This is a genomic window from Hyphomicrobium sp. CS1BSMeth3, assembly GCF_900117415.1.
Lineage (GTDB): Bacteria > Pseudomonadota > Alphaproteobacteria > Rhizobiales > Hyphomicrobiaceae.
Window position 1 is genome coordinate 92,210 of sequence record NZ_FPEI01000004.1, and the last position, 13,732, is coordinate 105,941.

Here is a 13,732-nt window from a genome sequence, read left to right on the forward strand (position 1 = left end):
AGTCGGAACTTTTCGTTCGGCGCTGGCGTTCCCGAGGCCGGCTGGCCCCGCAGTATCGCGGCTGCGCCCACGTCTCTGTCTTGGATTGATGCTATGAGCGACGAGAAGGACGCGCGGCCGGCCGCCGCGCGCGAGGGCGACGCGCAGCCTCCCGACGCCCCTCCCGTGGTGGAGGAAGATATCCCTGAAGAAGGGGAGGCGCTCGAAGAGCTCAGCGAAAGCGAGAGGCGCCGCCTGCTGCTCTGGCGCTTCCTGCATACCGCACGTCGCTTCTGGACGGAGCGCGGGTCCGCGCGTGCGTGGCTGCTGACTGCCGGATTGCTCGCCATCATTCTGGCCATCGTCGGCGCGGCCTACGCCATGAACGTCTGGAACCGCGAGATATTCGACGCGCTGGAAAAGCGCAATGCGCCCGTCGTCGGCAAGCTCGCGCTCATCTACGTCGTCATACTCGCCGTCAGCGTTGCCTTCAGCATTCTCCAAGTCCAACTGCGCACCGCATTGCAAAGAGCCTGGCGGCGGTGGCTCACGACGCGCCTCGTCGCGCGCTGGCTCGACCACGGCCGGTACTATCAGCTCAATCTCGTCACCGGCGACCACAAGAACCCAGAAGCGCGCATGTCGGAGGACATGCGCATCGCGACGGAAGCACCGATCGACTTCGTGAGTGGCGTCCTGCAGGCCTTTCTATCGGCCGTGACGTTCATCGTGGTGCTGTGGACGATCGGCGGCGCGCTCGATCTGTCGATCATTGGTATTCCGCTCGTGGTGCCGGGCTTTCTCGTCATTGCGGCCGTGCTCTATGCCGTCATCGCCAGCGGCGCGATGGTGCTGATCGGCAGCCGTTTCGTGCAGGCCTCCGAGGCCAAGAACCAGAACGAGGCCGAGTTCCGCTACGTCCTCACGCGCGTACGTGAAAATGGCGAAAGCATCGCCCTCATTCGCGGCGAGGAGGAGGAGCGCGCGGGCCTTCAGAAATCGCTCTCGAACGTCCTCGCCGCGTGGCGGCGCGTCGCCATCCAGACCATGAAGACGACGGCGGTTTCGCAAACATCATCGTTCATCGCCCCCGTCCTCCCCATCATCCTCTGCGCGCCGAAATTCCTCGATGGCTCCATGTCGCTCGGCCAGATCATGCAGGCGGCATCGGCGTTCACGATCGTGCAGGCTGCCTTCAACTGGGTGGTCGACAACTACCCCCGCCTTGCGGACTGGACGGCCTCGGCCGTACGCGTCGGCTCGCTCATGGCCTCGCTCGATACGCTGGAGCGCGCGGAGAAGGGCGACCAGGTCGGCCGCATCGCGATCAGCAACGAGGGCAAGGACGCAGCGCTCAGGCTCAACGATCTCTCGGTCGCGCTCGACGACGGCACGGCCATCCTCGACGAGACCGAGGTCGAGATCATGCCCGGCGAGCGCGTGCTGATCGCGGGGGAGTCCGGCACCGGCAAGAGCACGCTCGTGCGCGCGCTTGCCGGCCTCTGGCCCTGGGGCGGCGGCTCGGTCGAGGTCAAAGAGGGCGCCTCGCTCTTCCTGCTGCCGCAACGCCCCTATGTGCCCGTCGGCAGCCTCAAGCGCGCCGCGACCTATCCCGAGGGCCCCGACAGCAAGACCGACGCGGAAGTTGCCGAAGCCCTCGAGACCGTGGGCCTCGCCCATCTCGTCGAGAAGATTGCCGAGGAAGGCCCGTGGGACCAGACGCTCTCCGGCGGCGAGAAGCAGCGGCTCGCCATTGCACGTATCCTGCTGCACAGCCCGGACATCGTCGTGCTCGATGAAGCCACGGCCGCACTCGATCCGAACAGTCAGGACGAGCTGATGGCGTTGCTCGTCGATCGCTCACCGAACACGACTATCGTCAGCGTCGGCCACCGGCCCGAGCTCGAGGCCTTCCATACACGCAAACTCACGCTCGCCCGCCGCCGCGAGGGCGCACGTCTCGTACGCGATGACGTCTTGCGCGACCGCCGTCCGAAGCGGTCGCTCACCAAGTGGCTCTTCCGGCGAAAGGCTGCGTGAGGGATGTGCGAGGCTTGTCGTGCCTCGCGCAGTTGCTGGCGTCAGTTGGCCGGCCTGATGTTCTGGTTCACACGAAAGAGGTTCGTGGGGTCGTATTTCTTCTTCACGGCCTGCAGGCGCCCGTAGTTCTCGCCGAAGGTCTCCTTGATCCGCGCGTCGCCCTCGTCATCCATCATGAAGTTCGGATAGGCACCGCCGAGATCGTAAGGATGAACAGCCTCCCAATAGGCCTTCGTCCACTGCGTGACGTCACCGGCCTTCTTCGCATCAGGATCGATCCCCGCGATGACCATCGACCATGTCGCATCCCGGCAGCTCCACGCCGTCTCGCCTTTGCCCACGCGATGGATGGCACCGTCGATCGGATAGAGATGCATGAGCGAGAGCTCGCTCGGCGTGTTGGCGGCCTGGGCGAGATGGGCGTCGATGGCATCATCCGACAGCGTCTTGACGAAGTCGCCGCGCCAGTACCACTGCATGCCTTTCGGATAGAGCCCATCGAACATGCTCTGCACGGCCGGATAAGGCATCACGCCCATCCAGTTAAACCACGGCTCCGGCAGGCTATCGAGCAGCGGCGCCAGCGCCTTCTTTCCATCTTCCTCGGAGCCATTGAAGCAGCACATGAGCAGGCAGATGCGCTTGCCCCAGTACTCCTGCGGAAACGGCGCGCTCGAAAGTATCTTCTTCAGGCCGAGGAAGATGCCGAGATCCTCGGGCGCCTTCGGCAGGAACTCGCGATAGCGCTGCATGATGGTGCGGGCGTGCTTCTGGTCGAAGGCGACCGGCCCGGCAAAGACCATGCTCACCGGATGGAGCCGGAACAGGAAGCTGGTGACCACGCCGAAATTGCCGCCACCGCCGCGGAGCGCCCACAAAAGATCCGCATTCTTCTCCTTGCTCGCAGTGACGAAGCTGCCGTCGGCGAGGACGACGTCGGCCTCGATCAGGTTGTCGATGGTGAGGCCGTACTTGCGCGAGAGGTAACCATGTCCGCCGCTGAGCGTCAGGCCCGCAATGCCGGTCGTCGAAATGATGCCTGCAGGCACGGCAAGCCCAAAGGCATGGGTCGCGTGATCGACATCGCCCTGCGTGCACCCCGCACCGACGCGTGCCGTGCGCGCAGCCGGATCGACGCGAATGCCTTTCATATCGGACAAATCGATAACGAGGCCGTCATTGACGCTGCCGAGACCCGGACCATTGTGGCCGCCGCCCCGGATGGCGAGCGGCAAACCCGCGGTGCGCGCGAAATTCACCGCCGCGATGACGTCGGCAACATCCGCGCACCGAGCAATGGCTCGCGGGCGCTTGTCGATCATACCGTTGTAGAGCGCGCGGGCCTGGTCGTAGCCCGGATCGGCACTGTCGATCACTGCGCCGCGCATGCTGGTCTTGAGATCGGAAATCGTCGCCATATCCTGCATGGCTGTTCTCCCTTTGCCTTTTGATTTAGATTGTGACGGGCCGATCGAAGAAGCTCGGCCCTCAGATATTCATTTCGGAATGCAATTCAGATCGTGATGTTACTGCCGGGCACGTGACCAGCGCGATGATTGAGCGTCTGCCGTTATTGCCCGTTCGTCCGCTTGATCGGCCAGCCGGATGTATTTGCCGGGAGTGCGACCATGGACGTGCTGTCGGATGTCCTGAAAACCGTTCGGCTCACAGGCGCTGTCTTTTTCGACGTCGATTTCACCGCGCCGTGGGTCGCAGAAACACCGCCGGGCGCCGCCATCGCCTCGAACGTCATGCCCGAGGCGGAACACATCATCATGTTCCACGCCATTACCTCGGGGGAGGGTTGGGCCGAGCTGCTGGACAACTCCACACCGCCCTTCCGCCTCGCGGCCGGCGACATCATCGTGCTGCCGATGTCGGACGCGCACGTGCTCTGCTCGACGCCCGGCATGCGCGCGACGCCGGACCTCGCCATGTATCGCCGCCCCACGGACCGGCACCTCCCGATCTATATCGAGAAGGGCGACGGCGGCGGCGAGCAGACACACTTCGTGTGCGGCTATCTCGGCTGTGATGCGCGCCCCTTCAATCCCGTGCTTCAAGGTTTGCCGCGCCTGCTCCATGCCCGCGGATCGGACGGCGTCGGAAGCATCACGGAGCTGTTCCGTCTTGCGATCAACGAGACGGCGACGCGTCGATCGGGCAGCGAGACGGTGCTTTCCAAGGTGGCCGAGCTCATGTTCGTGGATGTGGTGCGGCGCTACATAGATACGCTGCCGACGGCAGCGGCGAGCTGGCTGTCGGGCCTGCGCGATCCTCATGTCGGTGCCGCGCTCACGCTCATGCACGGCCGCCCCGCCGAGCCGTGGACGCTCGAGCACCTCGCGCGCGAGGTCGGCGTGTCGCGCTCCGTGCTCGCGGATCGGTTCACGCATTTCGTGCGCGAGCCCCCGATGCAGTATCTCACGCGCTGGCGCATGCAGTTGGCAACGCGCCTGCTCGAGCGACAGGGCATGGGACTGGCGCGCATAGCGGCAGAGGTCGGATACGACTCGGAAGCCGCCTTCAACCGCGCCTTCAAGAAGTGCGTCGGCGTGCCGCCGGGCGCGTGGCGGAGGGGCCATCAGGCGCCAGCAGAAGCCGACACTTCCCAGTGACCTCCGGCCCGGCCGCCTCTACACTCGCGCCGGGGGATTTCATGGTCGAATCACTGCTGCCTGTCGTGCAGAGCCTGCTCGGCATCGTGCTGATCCCGCTCTTCGTCTGGGCGACCGGCGAAGGGCGCACGCTTGCCCCGCGCCAGGTTGCGAGCACGATCGTGGCCGGCCTCGCGCTGCAGTTCATCATTGCGATCCTCTTTCTGAAGGTGCCGCAGGCGAGCCTGCTCTTCGATGCCGCCACCGGCGTGATCAGCGCCCTCCAGCGCGCGACCAATGCGGGGACGAGCCTCGTCTTCGGCTATCTCGCGGGCGCGCCCGCGCCCTTCGAGGCGACGCGGCCGACGAACGGCTTCATCCTCGCTTTCCAGGCGCTGCCGCTCATCCTGCTCATGAGTGCGCTGTCGCGCCTTCTCTACTATTGGGGCGTTCTGCAGCGGCTCGTCGCGGCGCTCGCGCATTTGCTCCAGCGCACGTTCGGCATTGGCGGCCCGCTCGGCATGGCATCGGCAGCGAACGTGCTCGTCGGCATGGTGGAGGCGCCGCTGCTCATCCGCCCCTATCTCAGGGACATGAGCCGTGGTGCCCTCTTGGCGACGATGGCTGTCGGCATGGCGACGATCGCCGGAACTGTCATGGTCGTCTATGCGAGCCTGCTCGAGCCGCATGTGCCGGGCGCGGCAGGACACCTGCTGGCAGCCTCGCTCATGAACGTGCCGGCCGCACTTATGCTCTCCCGGCTCGCTTTGCCCGAAGGCTTCGACGAGGGACCGCCGGCCGCGCATCTTGTCATCGAGGATGGGCCGCGCTCGGCCATGGATGCAGTCGTCCAAGGCACGGCCGATGGTGTGCGGCTCCTCGCCGCAGTGGCTGCCATGCTCGTCGTCATGGTGGCGCTCGTCGCCCTCGCCAACGAAATCCTCGGCGCCCTGTCGGCGCTCGTCAGTGCGCCGCTTACCCTTCAGCAGGTTCTCGGTTGGGTCTGCGCTCCGGTCGCTCTTTTGCTCGGGATTCCCTGGAATGAAGCGGGCACGGCCGGCGCCCTGATCGGCCAGAAGATTGTGCTCAACGAGTTTCTCGCCTATCTCGATCTCGCGACGCGTGACGCGACCGACCTCGCGCCGCGCTCCCGCCTGATCATCACCTATGCACTTTGCGGGTTTGCCAATCTCGGCTCTCTCGGCATCATGATCGGCGGACTCATCGCCATGGCACCGGAGCGACGCGCCGACATCGTAGCCCTCGGCGGTCGCTCTTTGCTGGTCGGAGCGCTCGCAACACTTTTGTCGGCAGCCGTCGTCGGCGCATTGAGCTGGTAGCATCGAAACTTAATAAACGGGGGGAAGCGCGGCATGGCCGACGGGGCGGGCCGCCCGCAGAGCGAGCAGGATAGCGAAGACGCATCGAGTGCCGCCAAGCGCTCGATGTGGGCGCGCGTGCCGCGTTTTGCCCTCGCATTTCTCATCGGCACCATCGGCGCCGTCATCTTCGTCTACTTCCATCTGCCGCTCCCCTGGTATCTGGGCGCCCTTACGGCCTGCCTGATCGCCTCGGTTCTGCACGCCCCTATCGAGCGCCCGCGCCCGCTCGCGGGACCGCTCCGGGCAACGCTCGGCGTCGCCGTCGGCTCGGCCTTCACGCCCGCAATCCTCGGCCAGGTGAGCGCGATGACGGTCAGCCTCATGGTCCTCGTGCCGTTCATGATCCTCATCACGACGACGAGCATGACGTTCTACCGGCGCCTCGCCGGCTTCGACCGGCCGACCGCATTTTTCTCCGCCGTACCGGGCGGCCTCGCGGACATGACCGCCATGGCCGAGCAGGCCGGCGCCAATCAGCGCACGGTCATTCTCGTGCAGGCGACGCGCATCGTGCTCATCGTCTTCGCCGTGCCACTCTGGCTGCAGGTGCACGACGGCCTCGCCGCCTCGAGCCCGTTCGCGAGCCCCGTCCGGCTCGCGCAATCGAGTTTCACGGACATTGCAACGCTGGTCGCGATGGCGGCCGCGGGCTGGGGCATTGCTCAGCGCCTTGGCCTTGCAGGCGCACCCATTGTCGGACCGATGGTGGTGAGCGGCGCCGCCCATGCCCTCGGCTTCACGACCGTCCGGCTCCCGGTGGAGCTCCTGGTCTTTGCCCAGATCGGCGTTGGCGTGCTTCTCGGCTGCCAGTTCCGCGGTCTGACGCTCAAGGAGTTCAGCCACACCATGGTGTGGGGCATTCTCAATGCCGTTGTCCTGCTTTCGGTGACGGCGGTCGTGGTGCTCCTGGTCTCTCGCTGGACGGGCTTCGACCAGGTCTCCGTGCTCATGGCCTTCGCGCCTGGCGGCCAGACCGAGCTCAATCTGCTCGCCTTCGTGCTCGGCGTGGATGTGGCCTATGTGGCCCTGCATCATCTCGCCCGCCTGGCTATCGTCATCCTGGGCGCCCAGCTCGTCTTCAAGACGCAGAAAAACTGGCGCCAGTAGCTCGGGATTGAGCTGAAGTCCGGACCTAGCCCTTGATTGCTGCGCGGCATTCCTCCATCTGAGATTGTCTCTGTTTCCGGATGGAGAACCGTGGATGAGCCGGCAGAAGTGGGCGGAAGCACGTGCGCCGACGCTGAAAGAATTCGAGGAGCTGGCCGAAGCGGCCTGGCGCCAGATCCCGGACGAGTTCCGCCAACTCGCGAAGGACGTGCTGATCCGCATCGAGGATTTCGCGACGGACGATGTGCTCGACAGCCTCGGCATCGAGAACGAGTTCGATCTCATGGGCCTCTATCAAGGGGTGAGCCTCGAGCGGAAAAGTGTCATGGACATTGCGCAGGGGCCGGACACAGTGGTGCTCTACCGTCGTCCGATTCTGGAGTACTGGGCGGACAGCGACGAAACGCTCGGCGCGCTCGTCACACACGTTCTGGTCCACGAGATCGGCCACCATTTCGGCTTGTCCGACGCGGACATGGAGGCGATCGAGGCCAAGGCGGGCTAGATTGCATGTCCCGACAGATGCGGGTGTGGCCGGCACGCCGCGGGATCACAGGAGCGTGGTCGCGGCCGGGATGACGCATTGAAAGCGCGGCCCGTCCGCGCAATGATCAAATCAGTGCCTGCTGGCATGCGGCAAGTTGTTGAGAGGGCCTTACGGTGACGGTTGCGCGCGCACTCTGCATGGCAGGGCATGGCCTCGGAAAGCTTGCCGGTGCCGCGCTTCTGCTCTTGGCCGCGACGGCTTCGGGCGCCCTCGCCCAGACCGGAGGGCCCACACCCGAAGGATATGCCGCGCAAGCCAACGGCGCAAAAATCGTTTCACCCGGCGAGCTGCGCCTCGACGGCCGGCGCATGACGTGCGGGCAGCGTCCAACTGTGATCGACGACCAGCTCGATGACTACGGCGCCGCCTTCCCAGGCTTTCTGATTCTCAATTCTAAGCTCATGGCGCGCGTGCCGACGTCGGTGAAGCTCTGGATCTATGCGCACGAATGCGGCCATCAGTTCCGCGGCCCCGACGAGGAGACCGCCGACTGCTTCGCCGTCCAGCGCGGCCGACGGCAAGGATGGCTGACCCCGGAAGGCCTCGAGGAGATCTGCGCCTTCATTCGCCCCTCTAAGGGCTCGACCATGCATTTCTCGGGCTCGCACCGCTGCGAGGCCATGCGTCAGTGCTACGCGGATCCGAAAGTCCGCTGAAACCATACCGCGGCAGGTAATCCCCGCATTTCAGTCCGCCGCCTACGATGGCGCCATGCGCGCCCTCGACATCGCATTGAAGCTGCTCGGTCTCGCCGACGTGATCTGCGCCTGGCGGACGAAGCTCGCCCATCTCGACAAGGCAAAGCGCGCCAAGGTCGCCCAGTATGCCGAGGCGGTCGCCGACTCGCTCGCCCGCATGGCCGCCGCCTTCGAGCGCCTCGAGGGGGATGCCGCCGACCGCGCTGCGCGCCGTGGTGCGCTCCGCGAGATTGGTCGGCTCACTGGATATGTGGAAACGATCGTCGCGACCCTCAGGGGCCACGTCGACGGGCGCCGCCTCGCCGGTGTCGAGCGGCGCCTTCGGGCACTCAAGGCGTTCGAGGGCATGCCCACGCGCATCGAGCCGCACCGCATCGACCACGTTGTCGCTGCGGAAGGCTACATGCGAGCGCTCGCGGACAGCTTGAGGGCATGAGCCTCAGCCGCCGCGCAAGCCCCCGAAAGGCCTAGTCGACGAAATCGAGCTTCATGCTGAGGCGCGCCTGGAGCGTATGCGCATCAACATCGACTCGGGACTTGAAGGTATTGACCAACGCCCCACCGTTCTCCGTCAGGATGCTCGCGGCCGTGCTGCCGCTCAGATGCACGAAGTTGTATTCGATGCCGAATACGAGGTTGGAGTCGAGCCTGTACTCGATGCCTGAACCAAGTACCCAGCCCTTGTACCATTCGCGTGAGGAGGACACCCAGCTTTCCCCAAAGGGGTAGTGCTCGTGCGTCTTGAGCTGGACGGCCGCCCCAGCATATCCAGCCTTGCCGTAGAAGAGAGCGTTGCCCCACGCGTAACCGAGGCGCCCCGTCAGAAGCGCAAGACTGTCTACGCGTGCGATCATGTCGCCCGTCATGATGCCGGCGTACAGATCCACATTGCGCTCGATCACGCGATCGTAGCCGCTGGAGAGAGAGGCCTCAGCCCCCACGACCCACGGGCCGAACTGAAGCTGTGCACCCACGTGCCCGCCGAGGACCGTGTTGTTGCTGTCGAACTGCGTCGGCCGCGCAGCGGCATTGCCAAACGGATAATTGGAGGTCCAATCCACGTCCGCCCAGCCGTAGCCGGCGTGCAGACCGACGTAGGCCCCGCTCCATGATGGCTGCTTGATCCCACCAGGATCACTCGCCGAACCGATGCTCGGCGCTACAGCCAAAGCAGTCCCTACCGCCAAAGCGGTTCCCAATTCTCTCAGCAATTGAACGTCCCCCAAACCCCGAGTCCCGCTCAATCCCGCCAGAAATTGAGCGCGGTTTAGCTATCTTGATTCGAGGGATATGTCGCCGGATCGAATGCGAATGCCTCGAGAGCGGTGGCGGCAAACGCCTCCCGCCCCTCTATGCGTGGCTTGCGATGCGTGGGCATCGTCTCGCCGAAAAGCTCGCTGCAAAAGTGCAGCGCGGCCCGCCCCATGTATGCGGGGCGCTGGCGGACAGCTTGAGCCTGAGCTTCAGCCACCGCGCAAGCGCCCGGCAACCACAGTCTCAAGTTAGGGAGTGTTCAGGAAGTCGAACTTGAAGTTCATGCGCGCCAGTACCGTGTGGATGTCGAGATCGGCGCGGGAGTTGAACCTCGTACTGGGACCACTGATGAACGTGTCGCGGTTTGTGCTTTCCAGGCTCACGAAATTGTATTCGACGCCGACTGTTATGTTGGGCAGCCACAGATATTCAACGCCGGTGCCGATGGTCCAGCCGTTGTGCCACTTGCTGCTTGTAGAGGTATAGATGGGAGGAACATTGTCGTTAGTCTCGAGCCTGACCTCGGCCCCGGCATAACCGCCCTTCACATAGCCGAGCGTATTCCCCCACGCGTAGCCGATACGGCCGACCGCCATGAAGAGCCAGTCCACGCGCGCGGTCATCTCTCCAACGGGGGAGCCATAATACAGATCAACGCCTCTCTTCCTCTCTCTGTCGGTGAAGCCAGAGAGAGATGTTTCGGCGCCGAACACCCAGTTCCCGCGCTGCGTCTGGATGCCAAGCTGCCCGCCGTAAACGGGACTATCGATATCGAAGCTCGTCGGACGCCTCGGATCCACGATGTAGTAGGGATAATCGTTCCGCCAGTTCACGTCGGCCCACCCCCAGCCAGCGTGAAGACCGAAGTAAGCCCCGGACCACGTGAAGACGGGAACCGGCGCTGGCCCGTCCTTGAGGCTCTGAGCATGTGCTCCGGGTATTCCGATTGCGAGAACGCCGCACGCTACTAAGGCACGCCGAATTGCTCGAGCGAGTACCATAGCTCTCTCCTGATAACGGGTTCATGCATCGAATGCTGGTCGGGGGAATTGGCTTGCCAAATAGACGCGAATCACGCCCGGCCATGCCCAGTAAGGGAACACGCGGCCACGGGCGTCACAAACAACCTCCAATTGCGCGTTAAAAACCGCGAAATGGCGCGCACGTGGAAATTCTCTCAACGGGGAAGGAGGTTATATCCGTGCGCTGACAGTGGCCTGGACGCAACAATGATGATATATTAATCACCACCCATTTCCGAATGCTGATCAATTTCCATTCACTGCGCCCGCAGGCGCCCCGCCTCCCAGGCAATGAGCGCTCGTTTGCGCGTAAGCCCCCAATAGTAACCGCCGAGCGTGCCGTCGCCACGCAGCGCACGATGGCACGGCACGATGAACGAGATGGGATTGCGGCCGTTGGCGGTGCCGACCGCGCGAGAGGCACTCGGCTGGCCGATATGACGGGCAATGTCCGTGTAGCTCACGAGCGCGCCGATCGGAATGCGCAGCAGGGTCTGCCAGACTTTGAGATCGAAGGACGTGCCGATCAGGCTCAGCGGAACGGCGTCCCCATCCGATGAAGGGGAGGGGCCGAAGACGCGCGCGGCCATGACGCCGGTCTCCGCCGGCACTTCGCGAAAATGCGCATTCGGCCAGCGGCCCATCATGTCCTCGAGCGCCGCACGCCGGCTTTCGCCCTCGTCCTCATCGACAAATGCGAGACCGCAAACCCCGCCCTCGCTCATGGTGATGAACGCCTGCCCGAAAGGACAGGGATGAACGCCATACGCGATGTCCAACCCGGACCCGCGGCGCCGCGCGTCGTCGCTGACCGTCCCGGCGATCCGGACATCGAAAGCATGGATCCTGTGGCGACCGCCCGCAGCCTTGCCGCCGAGCACGCCATCCGACGCGGCCAGCAAATCTCGGATATGCTCTGCTGTGAGGGCCTGCGCGAACGCGGCGGGAGAAAGACCGCACCAACGCGCCAGCACCTGCTGGAGCTCGGCCGTGCCGACTTCGAGGTGAGCTGCAAGATCGACCGCCGACGGTTGCCTCTCGTGAGGCGCGGTCAGATAGGTGATCGCGCGCCGCACGAGAGCATAGGCGTCCCCTGCCCCGCTTGCAGTCGCCGGCATCTCCGCTATCCCCAATCGCCCGAGTTGCATGGCGGCCTCCTTCAGGCACGGGACGTGCCTCACCCGCCCTCCAAGCGTAGAATATCGCCTCACGTCAGCCTCGGCGACCCCGCGGCCCGGCCATGCCCCGGTTCGCCTTGCCCAGAGTGCCGATTGGGCCTAGGTCATGGTGCAAAGAGGCACTCTCCGGCGGCCCCATCGGGCCGCCCTGCGCGGAAAGTAGGTATGTTCACTGGCATCATCACGGGCATCGGCAGGGTCGTTGCCGCCGACGGCGGGCGATTTGCCATTGGCTCGGACTATCCGGCGGCCTCGATCGCCCTCGGCGCTTCGATCTGCCACGATGGCGTGTGCCTGACCGTCACGAGCATCGAGCCGGAGGACGCGGGCAGCCGCTACACGCTCGACGTCTCCAATGAAACGCTCTCGCTGACCACGCTCGGCGAGTGGCGCTCGGGCCGGCAAATCAATCTGGAGCGCGCCCTCAAGGCGGGCGACGAGCTTGGCGGCCATATTGTCTCCGGTCACGTCGATGGGGTCGCTCGGATCGTCGATATCCGTCCCGACGGCGAGAGCCACCGCCTGACCTTCAAGGCGCCCGCGGCACTCGCCCCGTTTATTGCGCCCAAGGGATCGGTCGCGCTCGACGGCACGTCGCTCACCGTCAACGAGGTCGAAGGCGCCCGCTTTGGCGTGAACCTCATTCCCCATACCTTGACGGTAACCACGTGGGGCGGCAAAAAGCCCGGCGATCGCGTCAACATCGAGATCGATCCCCTCGCGCGCTATGTCGCGCGGCTTCTGGAGATGCGCCGGTGACGAACGGCACCAACAACGACCTCGCCGACCTCGCGCGCGTCGCCTATTCCGAGGGGAAGGGCTTCGTCTCGCCCATTGCGGACATCCTCGATGATCTGCGCAACGGCCGCATGGTCATTCTCGTCGATGCCGAGGACCGCGAGAACGAGGGCGACCTCGTCATCCCGGCGCAGATGGCGACGCCCGACACGATCAACTTCATGGCCAAGCATGGCCGCGGGCTCATCTGCCTCTCGATGACCGAGCAGCGCGCCCATCAGCTCCGCCTCGAGCTGATGACGCGCAACAACGGCGCCCGCAACCGCACGGCCTTCACCGTATCCATCGAGGCCAAGGAAGGCATTGCGACGGGCATCTCGGCCCACGACCGCGCGCTCACCATCGCGACGGCCATCGATCCGAACAAGACGCACGAGGACATCGTCTCGCCGGGGCACGTCTTCCCGCTCGTCGCGCGAGAGGGCGGCGTGCTTGTTCGCGCCGGCCACACGGAAGCCTCTGTCGACCTCGCGCGCATGGCGGGCCTGCTGCCGGCCGGCGTCATCTGCGAGATCATGAACGACGACGGCACCATGGCGCGAATGCCGGACCTCGTCTCCTTCGCCCAGCGCCATGGCCTCAAGATCGGCACCATCGAGGACCTGATCGCCTATCGCCTGCAGAACGACCGCATCGTCAATCGCACGGCGTCGCGCAAGGTGGAGAGCACATTCGGCGGCACCTTCGACCTGCACGTCTATGAGACGACCGTCGACCCCGTCGAGCATCTCGTGCTCGTGCGCGGCGACCTCTCGGGCCCCGAGCCGGTGCTCGTGCGCGTGCACGCCGTCAACATGCCCGCGGACCTCCTGGGCATCGGCGCGCCGAACCGCCCCGAGGCCTTCCTGCAGAAATGCATGCAGATGGTGGCCGCCGAAGGTCGCGGCGCAATCGTGCTGATCCGCGATCTGCGGCCACGCTCGCTCTCCACGTGGCTTGCCGAGCGCGAGCAGCCCAAGACACCGCAGGCGCGCGCGGAGCGCCGCCGCGTCGAAATCGGCATTGGCGCACAAATCCTGCGCGATCTCGGCGTCACGGACATGGAATTGCTGACCAACGTGCCGCGCTCGCGCTATGTCGGCATCGAAGGTTATGGCCTGCGGATCGTAGGCACCCGAGAGGTTCGGTAA

Annotated in this window: 13 protein-coding genes; 9 read left to right on the forward strand and 4 right to left on the reverse strand. The window is 65.0% G+C overall.

The window, feature by feature from the left end; translation table 11 throughout:
• Positions 1 to 93: 93 nt before the first annotated feature.
• Positions 94 to 2,019 (forward strand): ABC transporter ATP-binding protein/permease, encoded by a 1,926-nt coding sequence (locus tag CS1BSM3_RS04655; protein WP_072385829.1) that lies wholly within the window; start codon positions 94 to 96, stop codon positions 2,017 to 2,019.
• A 41-nt stretch (positions 2,020 to 2,060) separates the two neighbouring features.
• Here CS1BSM3_RS04655 and CS1BSM3_RS04660 read toward each other — a convergent pair whose 3' ends face one another.
• On the reverse strand, positions 2,061 to 3,446 hold the full coding sequence (locus tag CS1BSM3_RS04660; RefSeq protein ID WP_072385830.1) for an FAD-binding oxidoreductase: 1,386 nt from the start codon (positions 3,444 to 3,446) through the stop codon (positions 2,061 to 2,063).
• Between the two features lie 201 nt (positions 3,447 to 3,647).
• Between CS1BSM3_RS04660 and CS1BSM3_RS04665 the strand changes: the two genes are divergently transcribed.
• The 6 genes from CS1BSM3_RS04665 (at position 3,648) to CS1BSM3_RS04690 (ending at position 8,786) form a co-directional block, all read left to right on the forward strand.
• A complete protein-coding gene (locus tag CS1BSM3_RS04665) occupies positions 3,648 to 4,637 on the forward strand; it encodes an AraC family transcriptional regulator (protein WP_072386682.1) in 990 nt (329 codons plus the stop codon).
• Positions 4,638 to 4,678: 41 nt separating this feature from the next.
• A complete protein-coding gene (locus tag CS1BSM3_RS04670) occupies positions 4,679 to 5,956 on the forward strand; it encodes a NupC/NupG family nucleoside CNT transporter (RefSeq protein WP_072385831.1) in 1,278 nt (425 codons plus the stop codon).
• 33 nt (positions 5,957 to 5,989) lie between these two features.
• On the forward strand, positions 5,990 to 7,105 hold the full coding sequence (locus tag CS1BSM3_RS04675; protein ID WP_072385832.1) for an AbrB family transcriptional regulator: 1,116 nt from the start codon (positions 5,990 to 5,992) through the stop codon (positions 7,103 to 7,105).
• Positions 7,106 to 7,199: 94 nt separating this feature from the next.
• Positions 7,200 to 7,610 (forward strand): metallopeptidase family protein, encoded by a 411-nt coding sequence (locus tag CS1BSM3_RS04680; protein WP_072385833.1) that lies wholly within the window; start codon positions 7,200 to 7,202, stop codon positions 7,608 to 7,610.
• Positions 7,611 to 7,765: 155 nt separating this feature from the next.
• The gene (locus tag CS1BSM3_RS04685) at positions 7,766 to 8,308 is read left to right on the forward strand and encodes a hypothetical protein (RefSeq protein ID WP_244540421.1); all 543 of its coding nucleotides are present in this window, start codon (positions 7,766 to 7,768) and stop codon (positions 8,306 to 8,308) included.
• Positions 8,309 to 8,363: 55 nt separating this feature from the next.
• Positions 8,364 to 8,786: a hypothetical protein gene (locus CS1BSM3_RS04690; protein WP_072385835.1), complete on the forward strand. Its 423-nt coding sequence runs from the start codon at positions 8,364 to 8,366 to the stop codon at positions 8,784 to 8,786.
• 31 nt (positions 8,787 to 8,817) lie between these two features.
• On the opposite strand, the gene CS1BSM3_RS04695 is transcribed toward CS1BSM3_RS04690, so the two are convergent.
• From CS1BSM3_RS04695 to CS1BSM3_RS04705, 3 genes are all read right to left on the reverse strand, one after another.
• Positions 8,818 to 9,519, reverse strand: a complete 702-nt coding sequence (locus CS1BSM3_RS04695) for an outer membrane protein (RefSeq protein ID WP_072385836.1) — start codon at positions 9,517 to 9,519, stop codon at positions 8,818 to 8,820.
• A 333-nt stretch (positions 9,520 to 9,852) separates the two neighbouring features.
• Entirely contained in the window at positions 9,853 to 10,605 is a 753-nt protein-coding gene (locus CS1BSM3_RS04700; protein ID WP_072385837.1) for an outer membrane protein, read from the reverse strand.
• A gap of 278 nt (positions 10,606 to 10,883) precedes the next feature.
• Positions 10,884 to 11,744 carry a methylated-DNA--[protein]-cysteine S-methyltransferase gene (locus CS1BSM3_RS04705; protein ID WP_072385838.1) on the reverse strand — a complete coding sequence of 287 codons (861 nt, stop codon included), beginning with the start codon at positions 11,742 to 11,744 and terminating at the stop codon, positions 10,884 to 10,886.
• A 225-nt stretch (positions 11,745 to 11,969) separates the two neighbouring features.
• Here CS1BSM3_RS04705 and CS1BSM3_RS04710 point away from each other — a divergent pair, with 225 nt between their 5' ends.
• Together CS1BSM3_RS04710 and ribB are read left to right on the forward strand one after the other, a co-directional pair.
• A complete protein-coding gene (locus tag CS1BSM3_RS04710) occupies positions 11,970 to 12,563 on the forward strand; it encodes a riboflavin synthase (protein WP_072385839.1) in 594 nt (197 codons plus the stop codon).
• Positions 12,560 to 13,732 (forward strand): 3,4-dihydroxy-2-butanone-4-phosphate synthase, encoded by a 1,173-nt coding sequence (ribB, locus tag CS1BSM3_RS04715; protein ID WP_083528267.1) that lies wholly within the window; start codon positions 12,560 to 12,562, stop codon positions 13,730 to 13,732. Before CS1BSM3_RS04710 ends, ribB begins: the two co-directional genes overlap by 4 nt.

Bases quoted from the DNA above. Each gene is read 5' to 3' on its own strand.
- CS1BSM3_RS04675 (WP_072385832.1), top strand. From the start codon at position 5,990: ATGGCCGACGGGGCGGGCCGCCCGCAGAGCGAGCAGGATAGCGAAGAC.
- CS1BSM3_RS04655 (WP_072385829.1), top strand. From the start codon at position 94: ATGAGCGACGAGAAGGACGCGCGGCCGGCCGCCGCGCGCGAGGGCGAC.
- CS1BSM3_RS04700 (WP_072385837.1), bottom strand. From the start codon at position 10,605: ATGGTACTCGCTCGAGCAATTCGGCGTGCCTTAGTAGCGTGCGGCGTT.
- CS1BSM3_RS04670 (WP_072385831.1), top strand. From the start codon at position 4,679: ATGGTCGAATCACTGCTGCCTGTCGTGCAGAGCCTGCTCGGCATCGTG.
- CS1BSM3_RS04710 (WP_072385839.1), top strand. From the start codon at position 11,970: ATGTTCACTGGCATCATCACGGGCATCGGCAGGGTCGTTGCCGCCGAC.
- CS1BSM3_RS04690 (WP_072385835.1), top strand. From the start codon at position 8,364: ATGCGCGCCCTCGACATCGCATTGAAGCTGCTCGGTCTCGCCGACGTG.
- CS1BSM3_RS04665 (WP_072386682.1), top strand. From the start codon at position 3,648: ATGGACGTGCTGTCGGATGTCCTGAAAACCGTTCGGCTCACAGGCGCT.
- CS1BSM3_RS04680 (WP_072385833.1), top strand. From the start codon at position 7,200: ATGAGCCGGCAGAAGTGGGCGGAAGCACGTGCGCCGACGCTGAAAGAA.
- CS1BSM3_RS04660 (WP_072385830.1), bottom strand. From the start codon at position 3,446: ATGCAGGATATGGCGACGATTTCCGATCTCAAGACCAGCATGCGCGGC.
- CS1BSM3_RS04705 (WP_072385838.1), bottom strand. From the start codon at position 11,744: ATGCCGGCGACTGCAAGCGGGGCAGGGGACGCCTATGCTCTCGTGCGG.